Here is a 25,559-nt window from a genome sequence, read left to right as displayed (position 1 = left end):
TTTCATTTTATGGATCACTGTTTTGTCCGGCACCTTTATCGCAACATTCGCCGATAATAGAAAATGCAAAAAGAAAAAATTGTCCTAGATTTCTTTTCATACGCAGATCTTGTTTCCCCCTATTTTAGCTTATTAGGGGGGTTTTTTAGATTGTTTGTTCGCCCAAGGTAAACCTCCTCCTTTTTAATGGAAAAATATATCCTTTACATCTTCCATATTTACTCCTTCATCATTAAATGTACCGTATTCCCCTTTTTTTCATGAAACGACTTCGAACGGTTCATAAAAATCTCTTAATTGTTTAACTATTGCTTCAAACACCTTAACAACATGAACTCAATCCGCGCAACCGGTACGCTTCATAAAATAATCCAATTTATTCCTCCAAAAATGAATCCAAACAAATCCTTAATCGTAAATTTAAATAAAGAAATTAAGAACGTCTGTGACTATTTTGAGAAAGGATTGAGCCGTATGAAGAAATGGTGGAATAGAGAGAAAAATAGAACTAGAAAAGGTAAAAGAAGTAATAATGATTATACATTTTTAGATTTTATTGTTGATGTCCTATTTATGATACCAGAATTATTATTCTTGCCTTTCCGATTAGTTTTTTGGTTATTTAGAGGTGTAGGAAGAATGTTTGGTAATTTGTTTGATTTACTATAAGGAAAAGTGTAGAGAAATCACTGGATGCCAAGAGATAATTACTACTGCATTTTAGATTCTCCTCTTTTTAAACTAACTGAGGATGAATTGTACGAGCGTTCTTTGTGGTACGTTGAACAGCAGGAGGAAGGTAATGAGTACGAGGGATTAGGAATAACTAAATAAAAACAATGAAAGAGCGTTGGTACTATGAGTACGATGCTCTTTTATGTCGGTTGCCTATTATTTAATCAATGCGCGCAATTGTTGAATAATGTAATTGAACTAAAGCCCCCATTAGTTTAGTAATTTGCCTTCGAGAAATGATTTAATTATTTACACTTTCTTATTAAAAATACTTAACATAAATGTTAAACCAGCTACAATTTCAATTAATCCTGAGGAAACAATTTTTATAAACCATACACCGCCTATAGGGAAATTTATTGACGTAAGAAAGCCAACTGGTAAGATGACAGAAAAAAGAAAGCAAGGTAAAAATACACATAAAAATAGAGATTTGTTAATTTGAAAAGTCCATTTCTTTATTAATATTAAAGATAAATATACACCCCAAATTAAATGAATTAAAAAATTAGCACAATATACTGGTGTTATGCTTTGTATGGAAGTTGAGTATGAATCGATATGTTTTTCAATATTAAAACTTATTATTGTTAATAAAAATAAACCGACAACCCATGCTAACTTCCATAAATACGGCATTAATTCTTTCACGACAACACCCCTTTATATTTATACTTTAATTAGATTCCAATCACTTTTTCCACGATATAGCTACAATTATCAAATTGAATTTCGATAGGCATTTAGAACTCGTGTTGATTTATATAGTTGTTCAATATCTTTACTCTGCTCTTTAAAATTTTGCAAACTCGGTTTAGTTAATAAGGAGCGTTGTTCATCATACCTCTTTTTCATACGGATATTAGATAACTCTTCTGGCAAAATTAAACTATTATTTGCAGTCATCATGCCAAGTTCATAACATCGATTAATAATCCCCAAGATATCTTCACTTTTTTTGGTATCACTTTTCCCATTATCAAAAGTCGCTAATTTCAAACGTTCTTTCCAATGTGCATTTTCATAGTTATCTTCACCATTTCTAACATTGTCGTTGCTAATCACTTCTCCACTTTCAAGCATTGAACAAAATTCATAGAAATGAATGGATGTCGAACCTGCTGGAATAATATCCGTTCCGAAACCCTCAGTTGCAACAATCCCAAAGGCAATAAAAGTCGGATGCAAATTTTTGATATAGACATCCCAACGTTCAACATCCTCAGCATTATACTCAACACCATTTACTAATACAGTATTTGATTTTTCTACAACTTCTTCATTCTCTACAAGAGTATTTTGGATAGTGGAATTTGAAATTTTACTTACATCTTTACCTTGCCAAATCTTTGTATTGTCATAGGAACCTATTGCTTGAAACATCTCCATCAACCTTCCGCTTTTATATTAACTTTTTTTTCCAGTAATCCTTTACTTTTTATATCGCCTAAATGGTTATTTTCTTAAACTGATGTAACAATTACTATTGTAAATCTATTTATCTAAGATGTTGTCTTTAATTCTCTTGCCCCTCGTTGAATGATCTCAACCTTAGCCATCCCACATTTCGATAATGAAACGCTTAGAAAAGCTGAAAAGACAGTTAAACTTCTGCGAGAATTTAACGAGGGCATTGGGCGAGAAAAAAGCGAATGAAGTGGTCAATGTACGTGAAGTTTCAATCATGAAAATGCATCCCGACAAACTTGCACAAATGGCGGAGGAAGAGCTTGGTGAATATCCATGGGAAATGTTCGAGGAAAACCTGGAAAAGCCTCTGGAAGACCAAGAGGAGAGGGCGGAGGAAGAGCTTGGTGAATATCCATGGGAAATGTTCGAGGAAAACCTGGAAAAGCCTCTGGAAGACCAAGAGGAGGAGGATTACTGCATTCTCGACTCTCCTCTTTTTAAAATGACTGAGGATGAATTGTACGAGCGTTCTTTATGGTATTTCGAACAGCAGGAGGAGGAGAATGAGTACGAGGGATTAAGAATAACTGAATAAAAGCAATGAAAGAGCATTGGTACTGTGAGTATAACCCGTTCAGTTCAGTAGTACAAACATACAAAATAGCATTCGAAATAGCATAATATTGACAAGAACATTATCACTATAATTGATACAGTAATTAGCATAACTTTTAACAGAAAAAAGGACTTAGTTCATTAAGTAAACTAAGTCCTTTTTATTCGAATATTCAACAAAATCCCTTATTAGATAAAATCATCATTTACTTTCCTTCTCGAAGTTTTTAAATTCTTTCCATATATAATTTGCTGTCTTTGTTTCATCATTTGACAGTTCTGTGTACCATAGTATTTCACTTTTATCATGACCTAAATCCGATTGAACTTGCGTTAGAACATCTCTTATAAATTTAATGTTCATACTGATTTCTTCCTTATAAATTTCAATATCCTTTCCTTCATCTAAATTACTTTCTAACTCACGATAATGCTCTGTAAGGTGTTTTATCTGTATTCCGATAATGCCAACATTAGCATTCATCCTATCATATCCCTTAACAAGTTCATTCAGATTATCAATATAACGTTCTAAAAGAACATCGCCATCTTCTTCGCTTTTTAAAGTTTCAACCCAAAAGCTAATATCATTTTCATTAATTCGATTTAAAGTTTTTACAACTGTAGCATGATATTCTGCCCCCATTCCAATCTTAAAATATTGATTTTCCTTATATAGATGATAACTAAGGTAAGTTGATAATGTTGTAATAAGTAGAAGACCATAAATTACTATCTTTTTAATCATCATATTTTTTCGTTCCATAATACACCTCCATTTAATTTAATATATATTTAAGTGAACAACTCCTCTTAGCTGAATTAGCCAAATTTTAACATCCATTTATACTATACAACTATTTTTCAAACATTCCAAAAAAGTTTCATGTTAATGTGAAAGACAGATATGTTTCGAACATTTTCATACATCGCTTTCGTTTATAGACTATACTTTCCGATGAATACGCCCTATATGCTATTCAAAGTCGTTGAGTAGGTAAATTTAACATCTGTTTTAACATATTAATTAACATCCTAATTAGCATGTTTTTACTATATAACAACAACTATTGTTACATTGCTAATTTAATTGCTAATTGTTGTGTTAAAAATGCTGTGAATTCATTGGGAATTCTTATATATCAATAAAAAATAGACTACCAATTAGTATGTTAATCGGTAGTCTATTTCTGTGTATAATTCTCTTTTTGTACCAGACAACTGAACGGGTTAACTGTGAGTACGATGCTCTTTTATGTCGGTTGAATTAATGGCCCTTTAATTGAATAACCGATAAGTTACTATTAGCTGGTTTTGTTGAAGAGCGTTTTTTCAATTAAATATACAGGTTTTTATTCAGAAATCACACTCTACATAATCTTGAAAAGTATTATCGTAGCCCTGTTTATATATTTACATAAAAATCTGTATAGACAATATTCAAAGAAAATAAAAGATGATTACGTTCTTTCAGGGGAGTTTAATTTCACTATTTGCGAGTTAAAGGAGTGTCTGGTCGAATAGAGCAATATTTGCAAGTAGGGTCACTACATTTTGATTCAGTCCAACTATTACATTTAGGACAAAAATAAGAATCAAAATCATCGTAATATACTAAATTAAACTTGCATTTAGAACATTTTTCATCTTTAATTTCACCATAAAATTCAAAGTCATCTATCTTCACTTTGCCGTAGTCTTCTGTTATTTTCATAAACAACCTCCTCGAAATTATTTAAGCGATAATTATACAATTAATAACCAAAATAACATTCCCTATGTGGCATTTGGGAACGTTATTTAGGTTTATTTTGTATGTTAAACCAAACACACAAATAAACGAAATGATTATGAAAAGAATCCAATCTTTAAGTTTCCTTTGTCTTTGGAACCCCATGGTATTAACCCCCCTTACCAACAATATTACCATAATAATCCAAATACCTTACTAAACTTCTCTGTAATCTAATTAAATAAAAAAAGGCGTTTCCGTTATTCCAGAAATGCCTTCGTTAGTGAAAAACAATTATAATTTTACTGTCCAAATTTTATAGATGATTTGACCGTTTATTTTTGTTTTCCCTGTACAGACACCGATTTGCAAATTGTTATAAACTGCCCATTGAGGTAAAAGAGATGCTAAATATTTAATTACCTTTTCATCAGGTGTTGCATATCCTACATTATTTTTATTACCTAAATAAGCAACAAAGTCTGGATATAAAGCATCTGCCCATTTTTTCACTTCAAACTCCGAATCAAAAATACGATTATCCTCTTTATAGCTTCCATTGATCCATTTAACATTATCCACTGGATTCACCTCATTTCCAAGTCTCTCAACAACTTCCACTATAATTTTATTACGCCGACCTGCCATTTAATTGAAAAATGCTAAATAGATTACGATACCAACTATTATTAAAAGAATGAGTATTCCTGCACCTTTCCAACCTAAATCCCCAATCACATCTTGAAGTCCTCCACCATGAATTCCTCTTTGATTCTTCTTGTCTAAATCGTTCTCTTCTTGCTTCGGGAGTTTCTTTATCCTTGTTCAATGAACAGACCTCGATTAATCTTCATTTGAAAAAAGCGACTGCTCTTGTTAAGCAATCGCCCTCGTTACTTGAAAAATTAAAGTTCTTTTTTCATAGAAATAACTTTAATATTTATACCGTTTGATTTATGCACAATCTCTTCATCATAAACATGATAACCAATCGAACTATAAAGCTGTATATTCTTAACTACCATCATCCTAACTTTACATAGTATTGTAGGAACTCCGATTTCATTTGCATAATCCTCTAAAGATTTTAATATCATTTTTGCAATGCCTTTACCTTGCTTTTCGGGAATAACTGACAAACGATAAAAATACAAACCCTCGTCTTTTAGCTGAAATCGCACCATTCCAACTGGTTGATTATCTTCATAAGCAATTAATGCTTTTTCTTCTTTTTCAAAAGAATCTGATACTGACTGAACAGTTTCTTCTAAAGCACTTGATGGTGGGATATCATTCTTGTATTCCGTAAATGCCTTAATCATTAAATCATGAATTACTGGTGCATCGGATAATATTGCAGAATTTATTATCATTATCAATCTCCTCCCATTATCATAATTATTCATACCAGTTAATATTTATACAAACATAAAGCTGATAATTAGACTTCCTTTATTTAACAATACTAGAAAATCGTATAATTGACCAATCGAATAATTGATATTTATTCAGCAAAATGCAGATCTCGTATCAGTTAATTTACTTTCACACTAATGACGTTGCCATGGTAACTTGAATTGGTAGCGACATCTTGGTTGGTTTGCCAATCTTTCCCTCAACCGACACCCCCAAACCCTTGCCCCATCTACTCTCAATCTACTTTCCAACTATTCCAAAAATACAACTTAGTTCTTCCCCATTTGCCCATTTCCCCCCTCTTTCTTCCAACCCTTCAAAATTGCAGACAACATAGTTCCTCCCTATTTTTAACGCAAAAAAAGTGCCAATCCCTTGTGGTATAAGGAATCTGACACTTTGCGCTGACGTTTTTTCGGTTGTTTTTTCTGCGGATGGACTAAGTTGTACGTGAACGAACTAAGTTGGGGGTACACAACATTGACACTTTTATTTTATTATCTACTCCGCAAAATAAATAAATCCAATTGCCCCCGGACCTGTGTGGGTGCTAATGATTGGGGAAGTGAATTTCACTTCGACATCGTTAAAACCTGATGATTTGACTAAGTCGATTAGTGGGTTGCCTAAAGTTGCGAGCCCGTCTGCGTGGGAGATGCCGACTGCTTTTACTGTTTTGCCTTTTGTATCTTCTAAAAATTGTTCGTATAAATATTTTACGACTTGTTTGTGGCTCCGTGCTTTTGAAATTGGCGTGTAGGAACCGTCATCTAATGTTGCGATTGGTTTGATATTTAATAACGAACCAATCATTCCCTTACCTTTTCCGATGCGGCCGCCTTTGATGAGATTTTCTAGTGTATCTACTACAACGAATAAGCGTGTATTTTTTCTCACTTCATCTAAACGCGCCACGATTTGCTCAACTGTTGCACCTTGATCGCGAAGTTTGATGGCTTCACGAATTTGGATGGCTAATGCAACGGCAATATATCTTGAATCGATTACGGTTACGTCTGAGTCGGTCATTTCTGCAGCTTGTCTTGCGGAATCATATGTACCACTCATGCCACTTGTCATATGAATGGAGATGATTTGGTCGCCATTTTTGCCAAGCTCGTCATATACCTCTTTGAACTTACCCGGTGCAGGCTGAGAACTTTTTGGTAATTCTTTTGAGTTTTTCATTAAATGTAAAAATGATTCGGGTTGTAAATCTTTCCCGTCTACATATGTTTGTCCGTCAATTTGAATCGTTAATGGTACGACTTTAATGTCATGTTCCATTAATTCTTCTGTTGATAAATCACAAGTTGAATCTGTAACAATATGAATTCGTCCCAAGTTGACACATCCTTTTATAGCTTAAGATAATTATATGTAACCGATTACTTACTGTAAACATGACAAATGTAATCTTACATTTAAAACGGTTAAAATGTGACAAATGATAGTGTTTGCCAAAATGTTTTTTCGCTATAGTGAAAGCATTAGGAGTGAGAAATATGAAAAATGATCAAGCTTTTGACTATAAAAATTGGAAAGAAGAACTTTGGAATGCCATTACCCATGGAATCGGATTATTATTAAGTATCCCAGCTTGTATTGCCCTTATACTCATTGGGGTTCAATCAGGAAGTCCAGTTGAAATCGTATCCTATTCCGTTTTTGGCGCATCCCTTGTATTACTGTTTTTAATGTCCACACTATTGCATAGTATGCCCGAAAAATATAAACGTTTTTTCTCGATTTTAGATCATTCATCCATTTACGTGTTAATTGCCGGCACGTATACGCCATTTTTAATGATTGCCATTGATGGTGTGTTAGGAATCGTTTTACTTTGTATTATTTGGGGAATCGCCCTGTTTGGCATTGTGTTTAAATGTTTCTTTATTGACCGTTTTGAAACATTGTCATTGATTTTATACATTGCAATGGGCTGGTTAATCATTTTTGCCATAAAACCGTTATATGAATTTTTACAATTTGACGGGTTTACGGTGTTGCTTGCAGGAGGTTTATTATTTACTTTTGGAGCTATCTTTTACGCTTGGCGAAAGTTACCTTATAATCACGCGATTTGGCATTTATTTGTCATCGCAGGATGTGCATGTATGGTCGCGTGTGTGGCTATTTACTTATAGAGAGAAAAGCAGGACATTTCATTTTGAAGTGTTCTTGCTTTTTTTATGTGGCTGGATAATAACACATAATCAAGTGAAGGGAGAAGATGACAATTTCAAATGAAAATCGCATGACACTGGAAGAATACTATGAATTTAGAGAGTCAAATGATGGATTATGGGAATACATCGACGGAATGGTGTATATGTCACCTTCTCCTTCAACCAAGCATCAACGGATATTCATGAGATTGTCCTCCCAATTATTTCATTTGTTAGATGGGCGATCATGTGAAGTGTTTTCTGCTCCGTTTGATATAGAATTAAAGACCGATAAAATAGAGGGTGCATTGGTTGTCATTCCCGATATTTCTGTCATTTGTGATAAATCCGGCCTTGGGGAACAAAGATACATCGGTGTTCCTACTTTAATTATTGAAATTGTCTCGCCTTCAAATCAATCCCATGACTTGGTTGTGAAATTAAACCTGTACATGCAGTATTGCGTGAAGGAATATTGGATCGTCAACCCATTGTTAAACATTATTCAAGTTTATCTTTTGAACGAAGATGGCCACTATGTACAAACAACCGTGTTAAAGGAAACTGGAATAGCTTATTCCTCTGTCATAGATGGCTTTGCTGTTGAGGCAGAGAGTTGTTTTGAGTAGGAGTTAATATCTATTCGTTATGGCAACAAATAATGCGATAAATAAGTAAAATCCTAATAAGTCATAATTTGACCAATTTAGGATTTTTAATTTTGCAGCTTTTTCGCAGTAAAGTTTCTTAATAATAGAAAATTTATTAGAGATAATAGAAAAAATGGCCCTATTAATAGAAAATTTCGTGCAGTTAATAGAAAAAATCGCTCTCATAATAGAAAGTTTATCAAAAATAGAAAATTTGGAAGGGATAATAGAAAAAATCACCCTATTAATAGAAAATTTCGTGCAGTTATTAGAAAAAATCGCTGTAATAATAGAAATTTTAGAAATAATAGAAATTTCGGATGAGATAATAGAAAAAATCGACCGGTTAATAGAAAATTTCGTGGGATTAATAGAAAAAATTGCTGTAATAATAGAAATTTTAAAAATAATGAAAAATTCGGATGGCATAATAGAAAAAATTAAACTTATAATAGAAAGTTTCTTAACAATAGAGAATCCGATGCAGTTAATAGACAAAAATTGCTCTTGTAGAGTGTCGTTTTTAGGCAAAGAAAAATAGGGACTATGAATGTCATTAGCCCCTATCCTTGAAGTGTTCAATCTTCCCCTAACCTCACTGTAACAGTGGTACCTTTTCCTAACTCACTTTCAATCATAAATTCTCCGTTATGTCTTGCAAAATGCAATCAAGTTCCATCTGCTTATCATCTAGCTCCCACCGTTTCGCAAATAACAGTTCCTTCAGCTGCTGATCTAGTGAAAATGTTTTTTTCTCAATGGGTAAATTCTTTTGATCCAGTGAACTGAGTAATATTAACTGCTTCGTGAGTGCTGACAATCGCTTCGTTTCCTGCTCAATGATTTCTAAGTATTGGACACGCTCTTCCTCTTATAGAACATTTATCCTGCATAGTCAAATATTTACAGGAAAAAGTAGCACAAACTTTAGCATCGGTCTGTCTCTACAAGTTAATTAAAATAGCATCCCCCATTCAACCTACGTAAAAATCTATATAGTTTCCTAAAAATCTAGTTTCATTAATAAGAATAGAATCCTTTTGAATCAATGAATGATTTAAACGTAACAATTATCTATACCTTGCAACAAAGACATGTGATTGAAATATAATCGCCATGGAAGTAATGGAATTAACATCCTCCTGTTCTTTTTCTCAAGATTTTCTATGTTAGGATAATAAAAGAATAGCACCACAGAATATGGAGGCAGAAAAGATGTTTAAAAAAATGATTTCAATGGTACCAGTAGCGGTACTCTCAATAACTTTAGGTACTACTGCACAAGCGGCAACGATTACAGTAGAAAAAGGAGATACGCTTTGGGATTTATCTCGTGCGAATCATACGACGGTGGAAAATATCCAAAAGTTCAATCACCTTACTACAGACCTTATACACCCAGGAGATGTCCTAACGATTGTCTCGGAAAAACACTATACTGTTAAAAATGGTGACACATTATGGGACATCGCCCGAGATCATCAAGTGAACGTTTCGCAAATTAAAGAATGGAACCAATTACATAAAGATCTTATTCAACCTGGTTTAAAACTAGTTATTTTTGAAGGGTTGAAGACTAATAGTACAACTTTAACTGAAAATCCGGTGAAACCTGTAGCATCAAAATCAAAGGAAAGAACACCTAATGTAACAGTTCCATCAACAAGTAAAGCAGGTATTGAGCCAACTACTCCGGTAATCAATAATGTAGAAACAAAGGCACCTGCTCCCGCAACAAATAAAGCAGATACTGAAGTCAAAGCAGATTCAAAGGAAATCACAGTGGAGGCTACAGCTTATACTGCTTCGTGTGATGGGTGTTCAGGGATTACCTCTACTGGCATTAACCTGAAAGATAACCCAGATGCAAAAGTCATCTCAGTTGACCCAACTGTTATTCCACTAGGCAGTAAAGTATATGTGGAAGGCTATGGAGAAGCGATCGCAGGGGATACTGGTGGTTCCATTAAAGGCAAACGCATCGATGTCTTTGTTCCAACAAAACAAGAGGCAATTAATTTCGGGGTAAAACAAGTAGAAGTCAAAATATTAGACTAGCAATTTATAAAAAGAGCTTCCTCTCGATTCGGGGAAGCTCTCAATTTTATTTGTAGTTTAGTTATAGATTTTCTATTTTTTCTATATCTGCTGCAGTTAATTCGAAATCGAAAAGATCTAGATTCGCTCTTTGATTTTCAGGATTGTGTGATTTCGGAATAACGACCACCCCGCGCTGTATTTGATATTTTAATAAGACTTGAGCACCAGACTTATTATAGGCTTTACCGATTTCAGTCAAAACTTCATACTGATGAGCTTCCGCTTTCATAGGTCCCCATGCAACAGGTGTAATGCCCTCGTCTTTTAATATACCAAGAAGATCAGTGTTCCGTTCTTTTAAGTTAATTTGGATTTGATTCACAGCTGGTTTCACTTTCGCGAATTCTTTCAATTCATCTAGATGATGTTTTCCAAAGTTTGAAACCCCGATTGCCTTTAGTTTGCCTGCCTCATAATATTCCTCAAAGACTTCCCACGTGTTTTTCAGCTGCTCTTTGTCTTCAATCGGGAAGTGAATAAGAAGCAAGTCTAAATAGTCTGTTTGGAAGTTTTTTAGACTATTATCGATTGCTGCTCGAGTCGCATCTTTTGAAGAAATATATTCTTCGCTCGCTGGAACTTTTGTCGTAATGAATAACTCTTCTCGAGGCACTGTGCTTTCTGCTAAACCTCGTCCAACAAGCTCTTCATTTCTATACATAATCGCTGCGTCTATTGATCGATAACCTAACTCAAGTGCTGATAATAGTTCAGGAATTTCATTTGTTAACGCACCATTATAGTCGTTATTTTCTTTTCCATACGTATTTGTCCCTGTACCAACAATCGGCATTTTTATCCCGTTATTCAGTGTAATGTATTCCATCTTTTCTGCACTCCCCTATATACATGAATTACTTACTGAGTACATCATAACAAAATATGGAATAACTCTTAAAGAAAAAGCATTACTCCATTTTTTAATGCATTTTCTATTTCCTAATTAAAAATTATAGGGAAAGTAAAAATTACGAAAGCTGCCCAAAGTCCGTAAACCGGCAAATATTTCGTTACGGCATCTTGGATCGTGGAAGGGCCAGATTTGTTTTGTAGAAAACGTATATAGGAGAACATAATCCAAATGAGATTAGCCCAAATCAGGATGTTCACTCCTAAAACAGCAAGTCGATTCGGCGTAATTCCATAAGAAGAAAGCCTAAATACGATGGCTGACAAGGCTACACTGTCAATGATAAGTGCAAGACCAATTAAAGCAACATTTATATAATCTGAGATGTTCTTCTTCCTATCAGAATCGCTCTCGGTAATGGAAAAGATGGTAACGACTAGTACTCCCAGAAGTATTCCATTAAATGCTAATAGGAAATCGCGATCTAAGAATGGATTTTTTCCGACCCATATTACCGTTATCAGATAGACCACCAATGTGACAAGAACTAGTGGACTAAAAATTTTCGCTAAATAGGGTGTAATGTTTTTGGCCAATTTAAGATTCATTGATACGAGGTATGCAGCCACAATAGCGAGAGCAGCAGCACCAAATAACACGACATTGCTAAAATAAAAGTTCTCTATATCCAAGCCAACAAAGCTAAATAATTGTAAGGTTAATAATGCGAGCACCATTCCGCTAACAGCCATGCTTGCGTAGAGAATGCCATATTCCAAATTAAATTTAATGTAGGCTAACCTTGAACTGCCTAATGAATAGTCATTTCCTGTAAATGCAAGCCCTACCACTACCCATAAAAAGATAGGAAAGTGTAAATAAGCAAGGACAATACTATCACTATAATTTAATGGCAGCGTATTTAGATAAACTCCGGAAATTAGGAATAAGGCTACTAAAGTATAAATAACGCTTTTTTTCGGCGTCTTCTTGTAAACAAAATAAGCAGCAATAAAGGGAATGACCCCAAAAGCTAGGTTAATTGGCGCAATTGCTTCCTGTTCGACAAAATGGAAAATAATCCTCGTGCACACCCCGGCTAGAATGGCTAACATGCCCATGAATAAAAAACCTTTTTGAAGCAAGGGGGATTTTTCAGGTGTCTCCTTAAAATGTAATCTCGCATACCAAACGCGAAGAACCTCGGAATTAGGATGTTGTTCCCATGCGTGAGCGAATGACTTTTTAAAAGCTTGAGGATCTTTTCGATACATTCTCTCCAGATCATGAGGGTTATCAATATTTTCAGCCACCACATTATTGATATCCATCGTTCTACCTCCAATTTAAAATATAATATGATTTTAATTCATTATTTATCGTTTTACAATAAATTTTTGTTAAGTTAAATTATATTTTTATTTTTTAGCGAAATAAAAAAGTAGCACAAACCATATGATTGGTCTGTACTACTTTATTTTTACACTAATTGTTCTTCTTGTTTTTCTTCTGCAATTTGCTTCACTTCAATCGGCTGTTGTTTCCCGACAAAGCTTTCTAATAAATCTTTTACATCAATGCCAGAAGATGCTTTTAATGTTTCTTGTAGGGAGGACATTAAGTTTGTTGCATATCCAGTGACACGGTTTGCGCCGCCGCCTTCCCCTCCACCAGTATCGACAACGGTAATTTTGTCGATGTTCGATAATGGGCTTGCGATTTCTTTTGCGTATTGTGGCATCATGCGGACGATCATATCAAGGACAGCCGCTTGACCATATTGCTCAAAGGCTTCAGCAATTTTGCGTTTTGCCTCGGCTTCTGCAAGACCTTTTAGACGGATGATTTCTGCTTCTGTTTCCCCTTGTGCACGTTCGGAATCGGCTTTTGCTAGACCATCTAGGCGGACTTTTTCAGCTTCGGCTTTGGCTAATGCTTCAATTCGGTATTTCTCTGCATCGGCTTGCGCAAGTTCTTTCATTTTTACTGCGGCTGCATTTTGTTCAATGGCGTAACGGTCTGCATCGGCTTTTTTCTTTACTTCAGAATCGTATTGTTTCTCACGACGTAAAATCTCTTTTTCTTCTAATTCAATTTGCTTTTGACGCTCAATGATTTTGACTTGCATTTCTTGTTCGGTTACTTCTTGTTTGGCTTTTGCTGATTCGAGTTCATAGGCTTGGTCGGCACGTGCCTTTGCTCGGTCTTGCTCGAGTTTGTATTCGGCGATTTTTAATTGGTTTTCTTTTTCGGCTTCTGCGATTTCTGTGGCACGTTGAAGTTCTGCTTTTTGTGCTTCTTTTTCGGCTTCTGCTTTTTTAATTCGTGTTTCCTTCTCTGCCTCAGCTGTCGCAATATCTGCATCTCGTTTTACTTGGGCAATTCGTGGTTTCCCTAATGACTCAAGATAGCCGTTTTTATCACGAACATCTTTAATTGTGAAGGATACAATCATTAACCCCATTTTCGCTAAGTCTTGAGATGCGACACGTTGCACTTCTTGAGAGAATTTATCGCGGTTTTTATAAATTTCTTCCACTGTCATGGAACCTAAAATTGAACGGAGGTGACCTTCTAATACTTCTTTTGCTTCATTTTCAAGCTCGGATTTGTTTTTCCCTAAAAATTGCTCGGCAGCTGTCGCAATTTCAGAGATGGACCCACCAATTTTGATGATTGCTGTTCCATCAGCCATAACGGGAACCCCTTGCTCTGTATAAACTTCTGGCGTTGTGACTTCTAGTTTGCTAGATAATAGACTTAGTGGCTCGGATTGTTGGAATACTGGGAATACGAACGTCCCGCCACCACGAATGATTTTAATTTTGTTTCCTGATTCATCGGAATGAACATTTTTTGATCCTAAAAAACTACCTGTTACAATTAACGCTTCATCGGGTCCTACCGTTTTGTATTTGGCAATGTACACCGCAACAATTGCCGCCAGTACAAAGACAACAATTCCTATCACAATAATCGTCGTTAACATGAAAAACTCCCCCTACTTTAAATTAAATTGAATGGCTTCATATTTTTTTACATAGATGGTGCCTTCTTTTGCTTCAATGATTAACACTTCCTCGTCATAATCGATGGCTTCATTGTCGAAACCCGTTGCACGTTTTGTAATGATGCCGTTGACAGATTCAATGACCACTTCACCAAAGCCATCTACCGGTATGGGAACAATCACTCTGCCTACCTGACCACAAAGGGATTCTTCTGTATATGCGAGCGAACTTTCCGCCGATCGAATGGGAACGAGTAAGAAAAAATAAATAAGTGCACTAATTCCTGCTGAAATCATACTAGCGAGAATAAATGTAAACAGAGTGGATAATGAGGTAAACTTTTCAAGCAAAAACCCTGCTGCAGAACCAATTGTTAAAAAGGAGAGAATGACGGCAGGGTCGATAAAGGGTATTCCCTCAAACACTCCATCAAAAATTTCAGAGAATAAGAGATAAATAATGGTTACACATCCCGCAACAATCATGACGGTTAAATAAATTGACGCCACTACAAATTTCACCTCCATTTCCAAGTCCTTAATCTATATACGAACGAGATTAGTTTTGGTTTCGAAATATTTAGAAATTTTCCACAAAACATTATTTGGTGGTAAAATGTGGTTATGGAAATGGAGGGAGCAACAATGAAAAAGTGGATTTTAATTCTAGCATTATTCATCTCTTGTATTGTGATTCCAAACGATACAGAAGCAAAAGCGAAAGGCAGCACGGTTTTAAAAGATAGTAATTATATTAATACCTTTGCTGAAAAAGACGGGAATCTTTATTTTGTCAATTCCTTTGACCAGTTCCCAGGGATGGAAGCGGGAATTTATAAACTGAGTAGAGATTTAAAAAGCCAAAAACTGATTCGTGATGGAAATTTCAACAATATTTATACTTATGGCAATAGCATCATCACATTTAGTTTTGATGAAAATGTGCTTCAACAAATTGCTTTGGACGGCTCGGTTATTCGAGAGTACCCAGAAATTGATAGTAGTGATATTGCCATCGATGGGAACTATATTTATTATTACAAACGTGAAAAAGGCCTTTACCAAATGAAGGTGAATGGAAAAGAGAATAAATTTCTATTCAAACCAAAAGGCTATATTAATGAATTTACAATAAATAATGGTTGGTTATATTTTGTTTATGAAACAAGTGGCGGTTCGCTGTATGAAGCAGGTAATGTTAATTTCTCGAAAATCAAACTGAGTAACCCATCAAAAGAAACCATATTAATTAAAAACGTTGCAAATGTGGATTCACTAGTTGTAGATGGTGGGTTTATCTATGCGGTTGTTCATAAAACTCAAGGTATTTACGACAGATATATTTACAAAATGGACTATAGTGGCAAAAATTTGAAGCGAATTTCTCCTATTGAATCAAGTGGTGCCTTCTTTGTAGGTGCCAAAAACATTTATTTCATCGATAATACACGAAATGACATAAGATATATGTATCGAATGACGACAAGTGGAAAAGATTTAAAGAGTATCGGAAGTGCTCGTGGATCCTTCACGTTTACTGGATACTCAAATGGCGTATTTTATTCTGTTGTTCAAAAATATGATCCGATTCGATTTGTTTTCCATCAAATACCGTTGAAATAAGATCATGGGGTACGGTATTTTTCATCCTGTATGTAGACAACTTGCTTTATCACCACAGATGTTGGTTTGAAATTTAGCTGAGTTAAAAGATGCTATTCTATCATTTTCAATCGCAAATGCAAAAACTCCATTTTGAAAAATGATTAATCAAAATGGAGTTTTATCTAGCATATTTTAAGTTGCGGTTTTATAAAAACGTTTTCTTCATAAAATCTTACTTTCACAGATAAAAAAACTGTTGTGGAAACCCTATGTATGAAACGAAGACGTCTCTTTTACTTCATTAATAATATATAGTAATGTTCATAATCTTGTTTTCCATCCTTTACAACTTGGAAACCAATGGACTTTGCTAACTTTTTAATGTCTTCTTTTGAAATTCTGTTCTGTAATGGTGGACCTATTCTACATTCAGAATACGTGTCGAACTCAGCTATTAAACCCGCACATCACCATTAATATGTTTATAGACGTTCATCATAAATCAATTGGAGAATCTGCGTGATGAAGAACATCAGTAATCATGACAATATCAACATTTCCCACATTGTCCAATGATGTTTCAGCATTTCTACAAATTGGCATAATGTTATTTTTCTTTTCCCCCATTTCTTTTAGAAAAAAATCAAGTGCCTCCTTTGATTGATCTAATGCATAAATTTTACCGTCTTCTCCAACAAAATTGGCATATTGCAAAGTAAACACGCCTGGTCCAGTACCAATATCAAGAACAGTTTCTCCTTTTTTCATATTTACAAGTTTAATCCACTCGTCAACTAATGGAACTCGCTCTAATTGTCTCCGTTTGACTTCTTCCCAACCTACATATGATAAATCTTTGTGAAAGTGCAATAGTTTGTCCTCCTTACCAGCCAAAGTTTGTAAGCGTAGAATAAATAAAAAATATTGATACTAAAACGGCAACTACAGTTAGAGCAATCATCCAAAGTTCTTTACAACGGTGCTTGAACAAACGATATATAGAGAAAATTGCTGTAACAAAAGTCATCAAAATCATAAAACGTCGTACCCAGATAGCCCCCGACATAGTAGCCATCATATCCGTACTGCTACCTAATAACATAAGAATCCCCATATGAATCCAATGATGAGAAGTAGCAAGCAAGGAAAAGACAACAGAAGATATAGAAGTCGTGGCTTGCTTAGTTTTAAAATTCATTTTGTTCGCTCCTTTTTTTTGATAAAGCATCATTAAATATTTTGAATCCACTTAGAATTTGATGCTGATAATCTTCTGAAACACCATTCAAAATAGAAGCGTAATATTGGATTGATTGTTCTCTTACTTGATTCAACGAACTTCCACCTTTTTCTGTCAATGACACCAAAACTTCACGACGGTTTGCTTCGTTTAAAAGTCTGTTAACAAAACCACCTTTCACAAGGGAATCTACCAAACGGCTCACCGTACTTCGTTCTAGAAATAATAGATTCGCCAATTCGCCAATGGTTAACGTTTTATTCTCTAGTTCTTGTAGAGCAAATACTTGAGAGGGAGACAAGTTAAAACCACAGGGAGTTACATTTTGCTCAAGCAACCCAAATAATCGAACAAACTTTTGAACTGTATTGCGTAGTTCTAGAATTTCTTCTCTATTCAATTTTTCATCACCGTCACCTTTATTTTATAATGTATTATACAATTGTTGTATCATACACACATTGTAAAGGACAATAACTATTCAGTCAACAGGAGACTTATTAAGAATATTTCTTCCCAATCTATTGAAGCAAGCGAACTATTTTTCGAGGTGTTAAAACTATTTATTTCATCGATAATATAATGACACCAAATTGGATGTACATGAGGTATTTCACGATTACTAGATACTCACATCGTATATTTTGTTCAAAAGTACAATTCGATTCTATTTGTTTTCCATCAAGTACCGTTGAAATTGAATAGATTAAAAACTGTCCAGAAGAATTTACTTTCTGGACAGTTCCTCTTTATCTTTCATAAATACAATAAGTAAATGTATATCCGTCTGGCGTTTCAACCGGCTCGCTTTCGGAGAGCAGCTTCCATTCAGTGCCGTATTGTGGAAAATAAGTGTCGCCAGGGAATTCATTGTTGATTTTTGTAATGTATAAACGGTCCGCCATTTCAAGAGCGATTTTAAAAATCTGTTCCCCACCGATAATCATAATTTCAGGAACATCCCCTGCCATCTTTAATGCTTCATCTAAGGACGCCGCAACTTCAATTCCCTCGTGTTGATAATCGGTATTTCTTGTAATGACGATATTTCTTCTTCCTGGTAATGGTCGGCCTATGGAATCAAAGGTTTTTCTGCCCATAATCATCGGCTTGCCCATCGTTTGATCTTTAAAGTATTTTAACTCCCCTGGTAAATACCATGGCATTTTATTTTCATACCCAATTACTCGGTTTTTGTCATGGGCCACAATGAGTGAAATCATGTTATCTCTCCTAATTTCTTGTAAGCATTTTTTTCTTCATTTTAACCTAAATAAATAGAAAAAACTCCATCCATTTACATTTTAAAGGTGAATAAAAGGTGACCCAACATTTGAGGAAGCCACTGAAAAACTAAATACCGATAAAAATTTATAGTAATTATTTGCTTCTAAATAGAAGGTGGGATTCACTTCGCTTTCCACGGGCTTGGCTTCAGCCTCCTCGTCGCAAGCTCCTGCGGGGTCTTCAGCTCAAGCTGTTCCCGTAGGAGTCTTCGTGAATCCCACTTCCTAAAAGATCTGAGCGTATTTTTATTATAAAAATTTATTAAAATCGACTTTTTCAGTGCCCTACATTTGAGTCACCTTTATTTGTTCATTTAATTGAGTCAATTTCATATTTATTATTATTTTTTAACTTGCCTTTATGGAATTGGCTCAAATGAATGATGTTATAGTGGGGCAACTGGTTCGGATTGGATTTCATCATTTGGAGCATTCATCATGAGAGACAAAGCTTGTTCCATACTGTATAATCCTTTTTCTTTTCCCATAATCCATTTTGCTGCATATATTGCTCCTTGGCCAAAAGCTGCTCGATTATGTGATTCGTGAATGATTCGAATAGTTTGATTTGGTAATCCAAAGACTACTTCATGTTTTCCAACAATTCCACCCACTCTAATCGAGTTTACGTGCTCAGATTTATCAAGACCAAGTTGTTCTGCAATGCGGAGCGCAGTACCAGATACATCCTTTTTCCCTCTAAAATGCTCTTCAATGATTTCAATATCTGCATGTGGGGCGATTTTTTGTAGTAACTTGGAGGCTTCCATTAAAAAGTTAATCCCAACGGTAATATTAGGGGAATATAATACTGCTGCTTCTTGACTCAATTGTTTCAATTGGTTAATATCTTTCGTTTCATAATTTGAAATAGCAGAAACAATTTTACATCCATACTTAACAGCACTACTGTATACACTTACGGAAGAGGATGAAGAAAAATCAATGATCACATCCACTTGGTTTTCCTTAAAAAATTGGTCAAAATTCACATCTCTAATATGAACGATTTTACCTTCTAGATGTTCGAATCCTAGTAATAGACTTGCATAGTCACTGCTATTTTTAGGAGATTGTCGAATCACCCACTCTAATTTACACTGTGAATCACGGATAATTTCACCAGCAACGACACTTCCTGTTTGTCCAAAACCAAATAGTCCAATTTTAATCAATAAAAAAACCCCTTCCTTTTATCTAATGAATAGATAGAAAATACTAAATTCCACCTACTAAATTGTGGGTAAAATTACTAAAATAGTATTTTATCTAAAAAAACTGTAACATAAATATTTTTCACCTACAAGGAATTGCTCGTATTAATCGAAATATTCTATTAATAACCCATAATTTGTACCCTTGAAAATAGAGTAATTAATTTTCCATCATTACTCATATTTTTACAAAAATTTTAATATATATAATTAATAGACTCATTCGCAGCATCTTTATAGCAAAGGACGTGATCGAAACATGGTATTGGTTGCACAAAAACCGTCGATTCAACTCGAAGGATCCCCTATCAAAACAGAAATTAGTAGAATTGTATACGAAGACTTGGTGAATAGTAATAGTAAATATCTTAATGTTGATCAACAAAGTCTAGTACTCAAGCGGTCATTTTTCAAAAATAATAAACAAGTACGAAATGTCATGCGTTTTAATGCTAGTTTTGCTGGATCAGAGGTTACCATTGAACTTTGTCATGATGAACCAATCCGCGCAAAAGAAAAAAACAAATCGATTGTAATCATTTTAGAATCTCCTCACATAGACGAATATGACAACAATCCGGAAAAGCTAATACCGATTGCCCCTGCACAAGGTCAAATGGGAAAAAAAATCGAACGCAATATCGAGTCCCTCATACAACAATTACAGTTGTTTGATGTTATAGAAGAGCAACTTCTTTACCGGATTATTATTATGAATGCCGTCAATTTTCAAACTTCGCTGTATCATATTCATCAAAAGAACTTAAACAATTATTACCGCGAGCTTCGGGATAAAGTTTGGGTGAAAATGTGGAGCGAGTTGCCACAAACGAAACCTGATTTTTTAAAACAAATTGCATCATTAAAGAAGAATTCCATTTTAATTAATGCCTGTCCAAAATCATTAAAACCCTTTATTAATCAAGAGCTTCTTCCATTTTCTGAAAGGTATGCACTTTTTGAAAGTAACCATCCATCTTCAACGGAAGTTTGGACAAAGTCGTTATTTAAAATCAATTAAAAAGACCCGTAGAACATTTTCTACGGGTTACAATACATTTCAATGCGATTGCGCGAATTTTGTTTCGCCTGATAGAGTGCTTGATCTGCTTCCAATAATAAGCTATCAATAGTGGAATTTTTTTCTTTTGTAGAAATTCCTATACTGACGGTCAAATAGTTATGAATGGGAGAGCCTATATGAGGGATTTGTAGGTTTTCCACTGCTACTTGTAACTTTTTCGCAATGACCGAAGCCTTTTCCATATCCGTGTTAGGTAATAAAATAATAAACTCTTCTCCGCCAAATCTTGCAACTAAATCGTTGGAAGGATCGATTGTTTTTTCAAAAGTTTTTGCTACCAATTTTAAACATTCATCGCCTTCTAAATGGCCATAAGAATCGTTATATTGTTTGAAATAGTCAATATCTACCATAATGATGGAAAGTGGAATTTCTTGTGAAAATTCATTTTGCAAGCATTGATCAAAATAACGACGGTTTGCAATCCCTGTTAACCCGTCTTGATTCGATAAGTACTGCAGTGTTTGATAAGCTTCATTTAATTTCTGTTCAGCTTGTTTTCGTTCTGTGATATCATCAACCATCCCGATGACATATGTAGAATCGTTAAGTAGGTTTGGATATAACGCTGACGTTACACTTCCCCAAATGACTTGACCATTTTTGTGGAAATATCGTTTTTCCAGTACATAATGATCAATTTTTCCGTCTAGCAAATCCTTTAAAAGATTCATATTTTCTACAGAGTCGTCCGGGTGAGAAAAGTCGTTAAACGTTTTAGCACAAAGTTCGTCTTCAGTATATCCCAACATATGTTGTAATTTATTATTTGCAAGCAGTGGTCTACCATCTTTATCAATAAGAGCAATGCCAATTGGAGCATTATCAAAAAGTGCTTTAAATAACTTGTTACTATTTTGAAGTTCTTTACTTTTCAATTGCTCTTTTTCTTCTAAGTGTTTTAGCTTGTCATACTGCTTTCCGTACCACCATGCTAAGATTAGCACGATTGGCAAACCAAAAAATTCGAATACTTCTATGTATCCATCTCTTATAAAATAATACGAGATATAAAGACAGTTTGTAATGAGGACAAGCGTAATTGTTGTTATTCTGCCTTTAAATTTCATCTTTTCTAACACCCCATGCTGACTCCGAAATTATTATGTTATACTTTTAAATCATAATGCTCCGTAATAAAAAAGTAAACTCGAGATTGTATTTTAGTCGAAAGATTCTTTAAATTTATCAAAAAAAGAGAGGCGCCTTCGTAATGAATCGCCCCTGAATATTATTTTTTGTATAATAAATTCGATACTATTTTTGAAAATTCCTCAAATGAAAAATAATTTTTACGTTGGTTATACCATTTCCGAACCGTTTCCGCCAACCAATACGGCACTGGTTTGCCATCGATTAAATGATAGTACAGTTCATAGCCTTTTTTTAAATGCTCCCATCGAAAATCGTTCCCGGGTTGGATATACTCCGAGACATCAATCAGTTTCGCCCTTCCATTTTGCAGTAATATATTTTTCAAATGAATATCGCGGGGATTAAGTCCTTTACTTCGAACATATTCCCTTGCCTGTTCCACATCGAGTATGATTTGTTCGGGAATGTGAATCCCTTGAAGTATGCAATCGTATAGGGTGTGCCCTTCTTCGTAACTTAAAACGAGGATATCGTCGTAGGAATGAAAACTCGTTGAGAAGTAAGGGGAGTCTCCTAAACGTTCATATACCATGGCTTCTATGGGTACTTTCTCTTTTTTATCTTCCGCAAATTTTTTAAAGGCATATTTAGGTGCATGTGGTGATTGAAATACGGCCGCGTCTGTCCCAACACCGATGCAGATTAAGTCGTCTGCCATTCCACTAATTGTGACAGGCTGATTTTTTGAATTGGCTGTAATCGTTATTTTAGAAAGAGAATCCATTGCAATCTCCCAGTCGTTCATATCATCTCTCCCTTTTTTAGAATTTATGATTCACACGACTAAAAGATGATTTTGTGAAAAAGGCAACTAGTCGTCAATACTAGCTGCCCCTTTTTTTACACTGCGACAGGTGCCTTAATAGCTGGATGTGGGTCATAGCCTTCTAGTACAATGTCCTCAATTTCAAAATCAAAAATCGATTGTTTGTCAGGATTTAATTTTAATGTTGGTAATGCACGTGGTTCACGGGATAGTTGTTCTTTTACTTGCTCTAAATGATTCAAGTAAATATGCGTATCTGCTCCCGTGAAAATTAACTCGCCTACATCTAAACCACATTCATGTGCCAGTAAATATGTAAGTAATGCGTAACTTGAAATGTTATATGGTAATCCTAGGAAATAATCGACACTGCGCATAGAGAACATGCAGCTAAGCTTTCCTTCTGCGACATAAAATTGAAATGCATAATGACAAGGTGGTAGCTGCTGTTGTTCTAAAGATGAAATGGACCAACTTGAACAAATTAGACGGCGAGAATCGGGATTTCGTTTAATTTCGTCGATTATGTATTGAATTTGATCATACACTTTGCCATCTGCGCCTTCCCAACTACGCCATTGCTTTCCGTACACTTCCCCTAAATCGCCGTAGTTTTTCGCAAAGTCATCATCCGATAAAACTTTATCTTGATAAATTTTTAATTGTTCTTGGTACAGTTCGTTAAACTCCGGGTCCTTTTGAGAACGTAGCCCAAAGTTTGTCATATCCGGCCCGTGATAATCATCGGACTCTACCCATTTTTGGAAACCCCACTCGTCCCAAATATGATTATTGTTTTGCAATAAATAGCGAAGATTTGTATCGCCTTTTAAAAACCATAATAATTCGCTCACGATTAAACGAAAGGCTACCCGTTTTGTGGTAAGAAGCGGAAACCCTTCTTTTTTCAAATCGAATCGTAATTGTGAACCGAACATACTAATTGTTCCCGTACCCGTACGATCTCCCTTTTCAATCCCTTTATTTAAAATCATTTGACCTAATTTTTGATATTCTAAATCTACTTGATTCATTTGTATCCTCCCATGAAAAACCTCTACATTAGTTAAGCCTACCTTATTTTCATTCCCCTCTCAAGTGAGAAAAATAAAAAGGATCTCCCTCATCATTGATGGGACATCCTTTTCACACATTTAAATTAAGTCGATGTTCAAAATTGTTTCTGCCGTGTTCCTTTACATAATAAAGCGCATCATCGGCCTGTTTGACGCAACTGAGTATATCATCCGGTTCTGAAATGTGTTTCGTACTCGCGCCAATACTAACTGACACAACATCCGAAATATGAGATGTACAATGGTCGATTTTTAACTGCTGCACTCTTGTTTTTACTTTATGACAAATTTCGTTGGCACAATTTTCGGACACATTGTAAAGGAGCAAAGCAAACTCTTCTCCACCCCAGCGAGTGGCAAAGCAACAATGCTCATCTGCAAGGTCATTTAAAACATTTGCGATTTTGACTAATGCTTTATCCCCTTCTGCATGTCCATACGTATCGTTATATAGTTTAAAGCAATCTACATCAATCATAATAACGGATAATTTAAAAGAAGACTCTTTTAATTTCGTTTGCAAATCCTTTAAATGCTGATTGTATGCTCGGCGATTATACAAACTTGTTAGCGGATCTAACAACGATTGCAATTCGAGTTTCCGATTTACTTCGCGTAGTTTTTTTGTTAAACCTCTTGAAATTTGAGCCTCCCGAACCATTTCAATTTGAAATTGTATCGAGCGTTTAAATGAATAGGTAAAGGATTGCGAAATGATGACCGCGATTGGGATGATCGATGAAATATAGATCAATTGTAAAATAAACGTCTGGTCAAAACCACGTTGTAAATAAAGACCGATGAGAAGTACACATGTTGAAATAACTAACGGAATCAAAACTTGCTTTACTGTTAAAACGAGGAAGGAACTACACGTAAATAAGATGATTGTATAAATCAGTAATGGATTATAAATTTCTTGCTCTCTCATTGAAACAATTGCCCCAATGGTGATAAATAATGTGACATATAGGTTAATGAAAAGTTCGATTTTATTGATATTATCTTTCGTGATTTTTATTTTTCGAATATCCAGAATAAAAAAGATCAACAGGTTAAAAATGATGAATAAAACGTAATGCAAAAGGCTTAATTGCAGCAGTTTATCTGAATTTAATATTGGAATATTCGAAAGGACATTCGTCAATCCAAATAATACCACTATGACAATAGTGAAAATTTTGTTTAATAAGCTGATTTTTTGAAGATTTTGCTTAATCACTTCTGTACGGATTAATAACGTTTCATTGTCGAGCACATCCACTTCCAAACACCCCATTTTTTTGCAAGTAAGAAAAACCACCTAAGTTCATATTAACAGAAAATGGTTAATTTTACATTTAATACACTTACGAACTTTATACTTATTTATATGTACAATTCCAAGAAAATAGAACTTATGTAGTTTAAAATTAGAGCGACAAAAGTCCTATGTTGAGGCATAAAC

Annotated in this window: 29 protein-coding genes and 1 pseudogene; 8 read left to right on the top strand and 22 right to left on the bottom strand. The window is 34.8% G+C overall.

What is annotated here, in order from left to right; translation table 11 throughout:
* Positions 1 to 330: 330 nt before the first annotated feature.
* Complete coding sequence (locus CRO00_RS20475) at positions 331 to 669, top strand: acetate and sugar kinases/Hsc70/actin family protein (RefSeq protein ID WP_237658412.1); 339 nt, start codon at positions 331 to 333, stop codon at positions 667 to 669.
* 315 nt (positions 670 to 984) lie between these two features.
* On the opposite strand, the gene CRO00_RS12490 is transcribed toward CRO00_RS20475, so the two are convergent.
* Complete coding sequence (locus CRO00_RS12490) at positions 985 to 1,386, bottom strand: hypothetical protein (RefSeq protein ID WP_097074011.1); 402 nt, start codon at positions 1,384 to 1,386, stop codon at positions 985 to 987.
* Between the two features lie 69 nt (positions 1,387 to 1,455).
* Positions 1,456 to 2,118, bottom strand: a complete 663-nt coding sequence (locus CRO00_RS12485) for a hypothetical protein (RefSeq protein ID WP_141396970.1) — start codon at positions 2,116 to 2,118, stop codon at positions 1,456 to 1,458.
* 190 nt (positions 2,119 to 2,308) lie between these two features.
* Here CRO00_RS12485 and CRO00_RS12480 point away from each other — a divergent pair, with 190 nt between their 5' ends.
* Positions 2,309 to 2,740 (top strand): hypothetical protein, encoded by a 432-nt coding sequence (locus CRO00_RS12480; RefSeq protein ID WP_141396969.1) that lies wholly within the window; start codon positions 2,309 to 2,311, stop codon positions 2,738 to 2,740.
* Between the two features lie 222 nt (positions 2,741 to 2,962).
* Here the strand turns inward: CRO00_RS12480 and CRO00_RS12475 are convergent, their stop codons facing one another.
* From CRO00_RS12475 to CRO00_RS12450, 6 genes and pseudogenes are all read right to left on the bottom strand, one after another.
* Positions 2,963 to 3,526, bottom strand: a complete 564-nt coding sequence (locus CRO00_RS12475; RefSeq protein ID WP_097074008.1) for a hypothetical protein — start codon at positions 3,524 to 3,526, stop codon at positions 2,963 to 2,965.
* A 723-nt stretch (positions 3,527 to 4,249) separates the two neighbouring features.
* The gene (locus CRO00_RS12470; protein WP_097074007.1) at positions 4,250 to 4,474 is read right to left on the bottom strand and encodes a hypothetical protein; all 225 of its coding nucleotides are present in this window, start codon (positions 4,472 to 4,474) and stop codon (positions 4,250 to 4,252) included.
* A gap of 312 nt (positions 4,475 to 4,786) precedes the next feature.
* On the bottom strand, positions 4,787 to 5,140 hold the full coding sequence (locus tag CRO00_RS12465) for a hypothetical protein (RefSeq protein WP_097074006.1): 354 nt from the start codon (positions 5,138 to 5,140) through the stop codon (positions 4,787 to 4,789).
* Positions 5,141 to 5,321 (bottom strand): annotated as a pseudogene (locus tag CRO00_RS20470) (DUF6366 family protein).
* Between the two features lie 76 nt (positions 5,322 to 5,397).
* The gene (locus CRO00_RS12455) at positions 5,398 to 5,865 is read right to left on the bottom strand and encodes a GNAT family N-acetyltransferase (protein ID WP_097074005.1); all 468 of its coding nucleotides are present in this window, start codon (positions 5,863 to 5,865) and stop codon (positions 5,398 to 5,400) included.
* Positions 5,866 to 6,409: 544 nt separating this feature from the next.
* Positions 6,410 to 7,252, bottom strand: coding sequence for a DegV family protein (locus CRO00_RS12450; RefSeq protein ID WP_097074004.1), 843 nt, complete (start codon positions 7,250 to 7,252; stop codon positions 6,410 to 6,412).
* Positions 7,253 to 7,413: 161 nt separating this feature from the next.
* Between CRO00_RS12450 and trhA the strand changes: the two genes are divergently transcribed.
* From trhA to CRO00_RS12435, 3 genes are all read left to right on the top strand, one after another.
* The gene (gene trhA, locus CRO00_RS12445) at positions 7,414 to 8,055 is read left to right on the top strand and encodes a PAQR family membrane homeostasis protein TrhA (RefSeq protein ID WP_097074003.1); all 642 of its coding nucleotides are present in this window, start codon (positions 7,414 to 7,416) and stop codon (positions 8,053 to 8,055) included.
* An 86-nt stretch (positions 8,056 to 8,141) separates the two neighbouring features.
* Positions 8,142 to 8,705 carry a Uma2 family endonuclease gene (locus tag CRO00_RS12440; protein ID WP_097074002.1) on the top strand — a complete coding sequence of 188 codons (564 nt, stop codon included), beginning with the start codon at positions 8,142 to 8,144 and terminating at the stop codon, positions 8,703 to 8,705.
* A 178-nt stretch (positions 8,706 to 8,883) separates the two neighbouring features.
* A complete protein-coding gene (locus CRO00_RS12435; protein WP_141396967.1) occupies positions 8,884 to 9,267 on the top strand; it encodes a hypothetical protein in 384 nt (127 codons plus the stop codon).
* A 93-nt stretch (positions 9,268 to 9,360) separates the two neighbouring features.
* Here the strand turns inward: CRO00_RS12435 and CRO00_RS12430 are convergent, their stop codons facing one another.
* Entirely contained in the window at positions 9,361 to 9,546 is a 186-nt protein-coding gene (locus tag CRO00_RS12430) for a hypothetical protein (RefSeq protein ID WP_237658411.1), read from the bottom strand.
* Positions 9,547 to 9,941: 395 nt separating this feature from the next.
* On the opposite strand from CRO00_RS12430, the gene CRO00_RS12425 reads away from it, so the two are divergent.
* A complete protein-coding gene (locus CRO00_RS12425) occupies positions 9,942 to 10,784 on the top strand; it encodes a 3D domain-containing protein (protein WP_097074000.1) in 843 nt (280 codons plus the stop codon).
* Between the two features lie 61 nt (positions 10,785 to 10,845).
* On the opposite strand, the gene CRO00_RS12420 is transcribed toward CRO00_RS12425, so the two are convergent.
* The 4 genes from CRO00_RS12420 to CRO00_RS12405 form a co-directional block, all read right to left on the bottom strand.
* A complete protein-coding gene (locus tag CRO00_RS12420) occupies positions 10,846 to 11,652 on the bottom strand; it encodes an aldo/keto reductase (protein WP_097073999.1) in 807 nt (268 codons plus the stop codon).
* Positions 11,653 to 11,765: 113 nt separating this feature from the next.
* Positions 11,766 to 13,007, bottom strand: a complete 1,242-nt coding sequence (locus tag CRO00_RS12415) for a DUF4153 domain-containing protein (RefSeq protein WP_097073998.1) — start codon at positions 13,005 to 13,007, stop codon at positions 11,766 to 11,768.
* Between the two features lie 149 nt (positions 13,008 to 13,156).
* Entirely contained in the window at positions 13,157 to 14,665 is a 1,509-nt protein-coding gene (locus CRO00_RS12410) for a flotillin family protein (protein WP_097073997.1), read from the bottom strand.
* A 12-nt stretch (positions 14,666 to 14,677) separates the two neighbouring features.
* Positions 14,678 to 15,196, bottom strand: coding sequence for an NfeD family membrane protein (locus CRO00_RS12405; protein WP_337189418.1), 519 nt, complete (start codon positions 15,194 to 15,196; stop codon positions 14,678 to 14,680).
* A 135-nt stretch (positions 15,197 to 15,331) separates the two neighbouring features.
* Between CRO00_RS12405 and CRO00_RS12400 the strand changes: the two genes are divergently transcribed.
* Positions 15,332 to 16,309 carry a DUF5050 domain-containing protein gene (locus CRO00_RS12400; RefSeq protein WP_161946681.1) on the top strand — a complete coding sequence of 326 codons (978 nt, stop codon included), beginning with the start codon at positions 15,332 to 15,334 and terminating at the stop codon, positions 16,307 to 16,309.
* A gap of 477 nt (positions 16,310 to 16,786) precedes the next feature.
* On the opposite strand, the gene CRO00_RS12395 is transcribed toward CRO00_RS12400, so the two are convergent.
* From CRO00_RS12395 to CRO00_RS12375, 5 genes are all read right to left on the bottom strand, one after another.
* Entirely contained in the window at positions 16,787 to 17,161 is a 375-nt protein-coding gene (locus CRO00_RS12395) for a class I SAM-dependent methyltransferase (RefSeq protein WP_097073994.1), read from the bottom strand.
* 13 nt (positions 17,162 to 17,174) lie between these two features.
* Complete coding sequence (locus CRO00_RS12390; protein WP_097073993.1) at positions 17,175 to 17,489, bottom strand: hypothetical protein; 315 nt, start codon at positions 17,487 to 17,489, stop codon at positions 17,175 to 17,177.
* The gene (locus tag CRO00_RS12385) at positions 17,479 to 17,931 is read right to left on the bottom strand and encodes a MarR family winged helix-turn-helix transcriptional regulator (RefSeq protein WP_097073992.1); all 453 of its coding nucleotides are present in this window, start codon (positions 17,929 to 17,931) and stop codon (positions 17,479 to 17,481) included. The genes CRO00_RS12390 and CRO00_RS12385 overlap by 11 nt, the downstream gene beginning before the upstream one ends.
* Positions 17,932 to 18,280: 349 nt before the next feature.
* Positions 18,281 to 18,754 (bottom strand): dihydrofolate reductase, encoded by a 474-nt coding sequence (locus CRO00_RS12380; RefSeq protein WP_097073991.1) that lies wholly within the window; start codon positions 18,752 to 18,754, stop codon positions 18,281 to 18,283.
* A gap of 449 nt (positions 18,755 to 19,203) precedes the next feature.
* Positions 19,204 to 19,992: a 4-hydroxy-tetrahydrodipicolinate reductase gene (locus CRO00_RS12375; protein ID WP_202615671.1), complete on the bottom strand. Its 789-nt coding sequence runs from the start codon at positions 19,990 to 19,992 to the stop codon at positions 19,204 to 19,206.
* Positions 19,993 to 20,290: 298 nt separating this feature from the next.
* Here CRO00_RS12375 and CRO00_RS12370 point away from each other — a divergent pair, with 298 nt between their 5' ends.
* Complete coding sequence (locus CRO00_RS12370) at positions 20,291 to 21,052, top strand: hypothetical protein (RefSeq protein ID WP_097073990.1); 762 nt, start codon at positions 20,291 to 20,293, stop codon at positions 21,050 to 21,052.
* Between the two features lie 20 nt (positions 21,053 to 21,072).
* On the opposite strand, the gene CRO00_RS12365 is transcribed toward CRO00_RS12370, so the two are convergent.
* From CRO00_RS12365 to CRO00_RS12350, 4 genes are all read right to left on the bottom strand, one after another.
* Positions 21,073 to 22,185 carry a GGDEF domain-containing protein gene (locus CRO00_RS12365; RefSeq protein WP_097073989.1) on the bottom strand — a complete coding sequence of 371 codons (1,113 nt, stop codon included), beginning with the start codon at positions 22,183 to 22,185 and terminating at the stop codon, positions 21,073 to 21,075.
* A 161-nt stretch (positions 22,186 to 22,346) separates the two neighbouring features.
* A complete protein-coding gene (locus CRO00_RS12360; RefSeq protein ID WP_097073988.1) occupies positions 22,347 to 23,015 on the bottom strand; it encodes a protein kinase family protein in 669 nt (222 codons plus the stop codon).
* Between the two features lie 95 nt (positions 23,016 to 23,110).
* Positions 23,111 to 24,070 carry a thymidylate synthase gene (locus CRO00_RS12355; RefSeq protein WP_097073987.1) on the bottom strand — a complete coding sequence of 320 codons (960 nt, stop codon included), beginning with the start codon at positions 24,068 to 24,070 and terminating at the stop codon, positions 23,111 to 23,113.
* A 112-nt stretch (positions 24,071 to 24,182) separates the two neighbouring features.
* Positions 24,183 to 25,391 (bottom strand): GGDEF domain-containing protein, encoded by a 1,209-nt coding sequence (locus CRO00_RS12350; RefSeq protein ID WP_097073986.1) that lies wholly within the window; start codon positions 25,389 to 25,391, stop codon positions 24,183 to 24,185.
* Positions 25,392 to 25,559 lie beyond the last annotated feature (168 nt).

Source organism: Ureibacillus xyleni, from assembly GCF_900217795.1.
In the GTDB taxonomy this organism is placed as follows: Bacteria; Bacillota; Bacilli; order Bacillales_A; family Planococcaceae; genus Ureibacillus; species Ureibacillus xyleni.
Note: the sequence above shows the minus strand (reverse complement) of the source record. Positions and strands in the feature narration are given on the sequence as shown.

Coding starts and splice junctions, on each gene's coding strand:
- CRO00_RS12425 (WP_097074000.1), top strand. CDS start 9,942: ATGTTTAAAAAAATGATTTCAATGGTACCAGTAGCGGTACTCTCAATA.
- CRO00_RS12415 (WP_097073998.1), bottom strand. CDS start 13,007: ATGGATATCAATAATGTGGTGGCTGAAAATATTGATAACCCTCATGAT.
- CRO00_RS12475 (WP_097074008.1), bottom strand. CDS start 3,526: ATGGAACGAAAAAATATGATGATTAAAAAGATAGTAATTTATGGTCTT.
- CRO00_RS12370 (WP_097073990.1), top strand. CDS start 20,291: ATGGTATTGGTTGCACAAAAACCGTCGATTCAACTCGAAGGATCCCCT.
- CRO00_RS12360 (WP_097073988.1), bottom strand. CDS start 23,015: ATGAACGACTGGGAGATTGCAATGGATTCTCTTTCTAAAATAACGATT.
- CRO00_RS12350 (WP_097073986.1), bottom strand. CDS start 25,391: ATGGGGTGTTTGGAAGTGGATGTGCTCGACAATGAAACGTTATTAATC.
- CRO00_RS12355 (WP_097073987.1), bottom strand. CDS start 24,070: ATGAATCAAGTAGATTTAGAATATCAAAAATTAGGTCAAATGATTTTA.
- CRO00_RS12380 (WP_097073991.1), bottom strand. CDS start 18,754: ATGATTTCACTCATTGTGGCCCATGACAAAAACCGAGTAATTGGGTAT.
- CRO00_RS12410 (WP_097073997.1), bottom strand. CDS start 14,665: ATGTTAACGACGATTATTGTGATAGGAATTGTTGTCTTTGTACTGGCG.
- CRO00_RS12440 (WP_097074002.1), top strand. CDS start 8,142: ATGACAATTTCAAATGAAAATCGCATGACACTGGAAGAATACTATGAA.
- CRO00_RS20475 (WP_237658412.1), top strand. CDS start 331: ATGAACTCAATCCGCGCAACCGGTACGCTTCATAAAATAATCCAATTT.
- CRO00_RS12485 (WP_141396970.1), bottom strand. CDS start 2,118: ATGTTTCAAGCAATAGGTTCCTATGACAATACAAAGATTTGGCAAGGT.
- CRO00_RS12465 (WP_097074006.1), bottom strand. CDS start 5,140: ATGGCAGGTCGGCGTAATAAAATTATAGTGGAAGTTGTTGAGAGACTT.
- trhA (WP_097074003.1), top strand. CDS start 7,414: ATGAAAAATGATCAAGCTTTTGACTATAAAAATTGGAAAGAAGAACTT.
- CRO00_RS12470 (WP_097074007.1), bottom strand. CDS start 4,474: ATGAAAATAACAGAAGACTACGGCAAAGTGAAGATAGATGACTTTGAA.
- CRO00_RS12455 (WP_097074005.1), bottom strand. CDS start 5,865: ATGATAATAAATTCTGCAATATTATCCGATGCACCAGTAATTCATGAT.
- CRO00_RS12365 (WP_097073989.1), bottom strand. CDS start 22,185: ATGAAATTTAAAGGCAGAATAACAACAATTACGCTTGTCCTCATTACA.
- CRO00_RS12480 (WP_141396969.1), top strand. CDS start 2,309: ATGAAACGCTTAGAAAAGCTGAAAAGACAGTTAAACTTCTGCGAGAAT.
- CRO00_RS12390 (WP_097073993.1), bottom strand. CDS start 17,489: ATGAATTTTAAAACTAAGCAAGCCACGACTTCTATATCTTCTGTTGTC.
- CRO00_RS12400 (WP_161946681.1), top strand. CDS start 15,332: ATGAAAAAGTGGATTTTAATTCTAGCATTATTCATCTCTTGTATTGTG.
- CRO00_RS12420 (WP_097073999.1), bottom strand. CDS start 11,652: ATGGAATACATTACACTGAATAACGGGATAAAAATGCCGATTGTTGGT.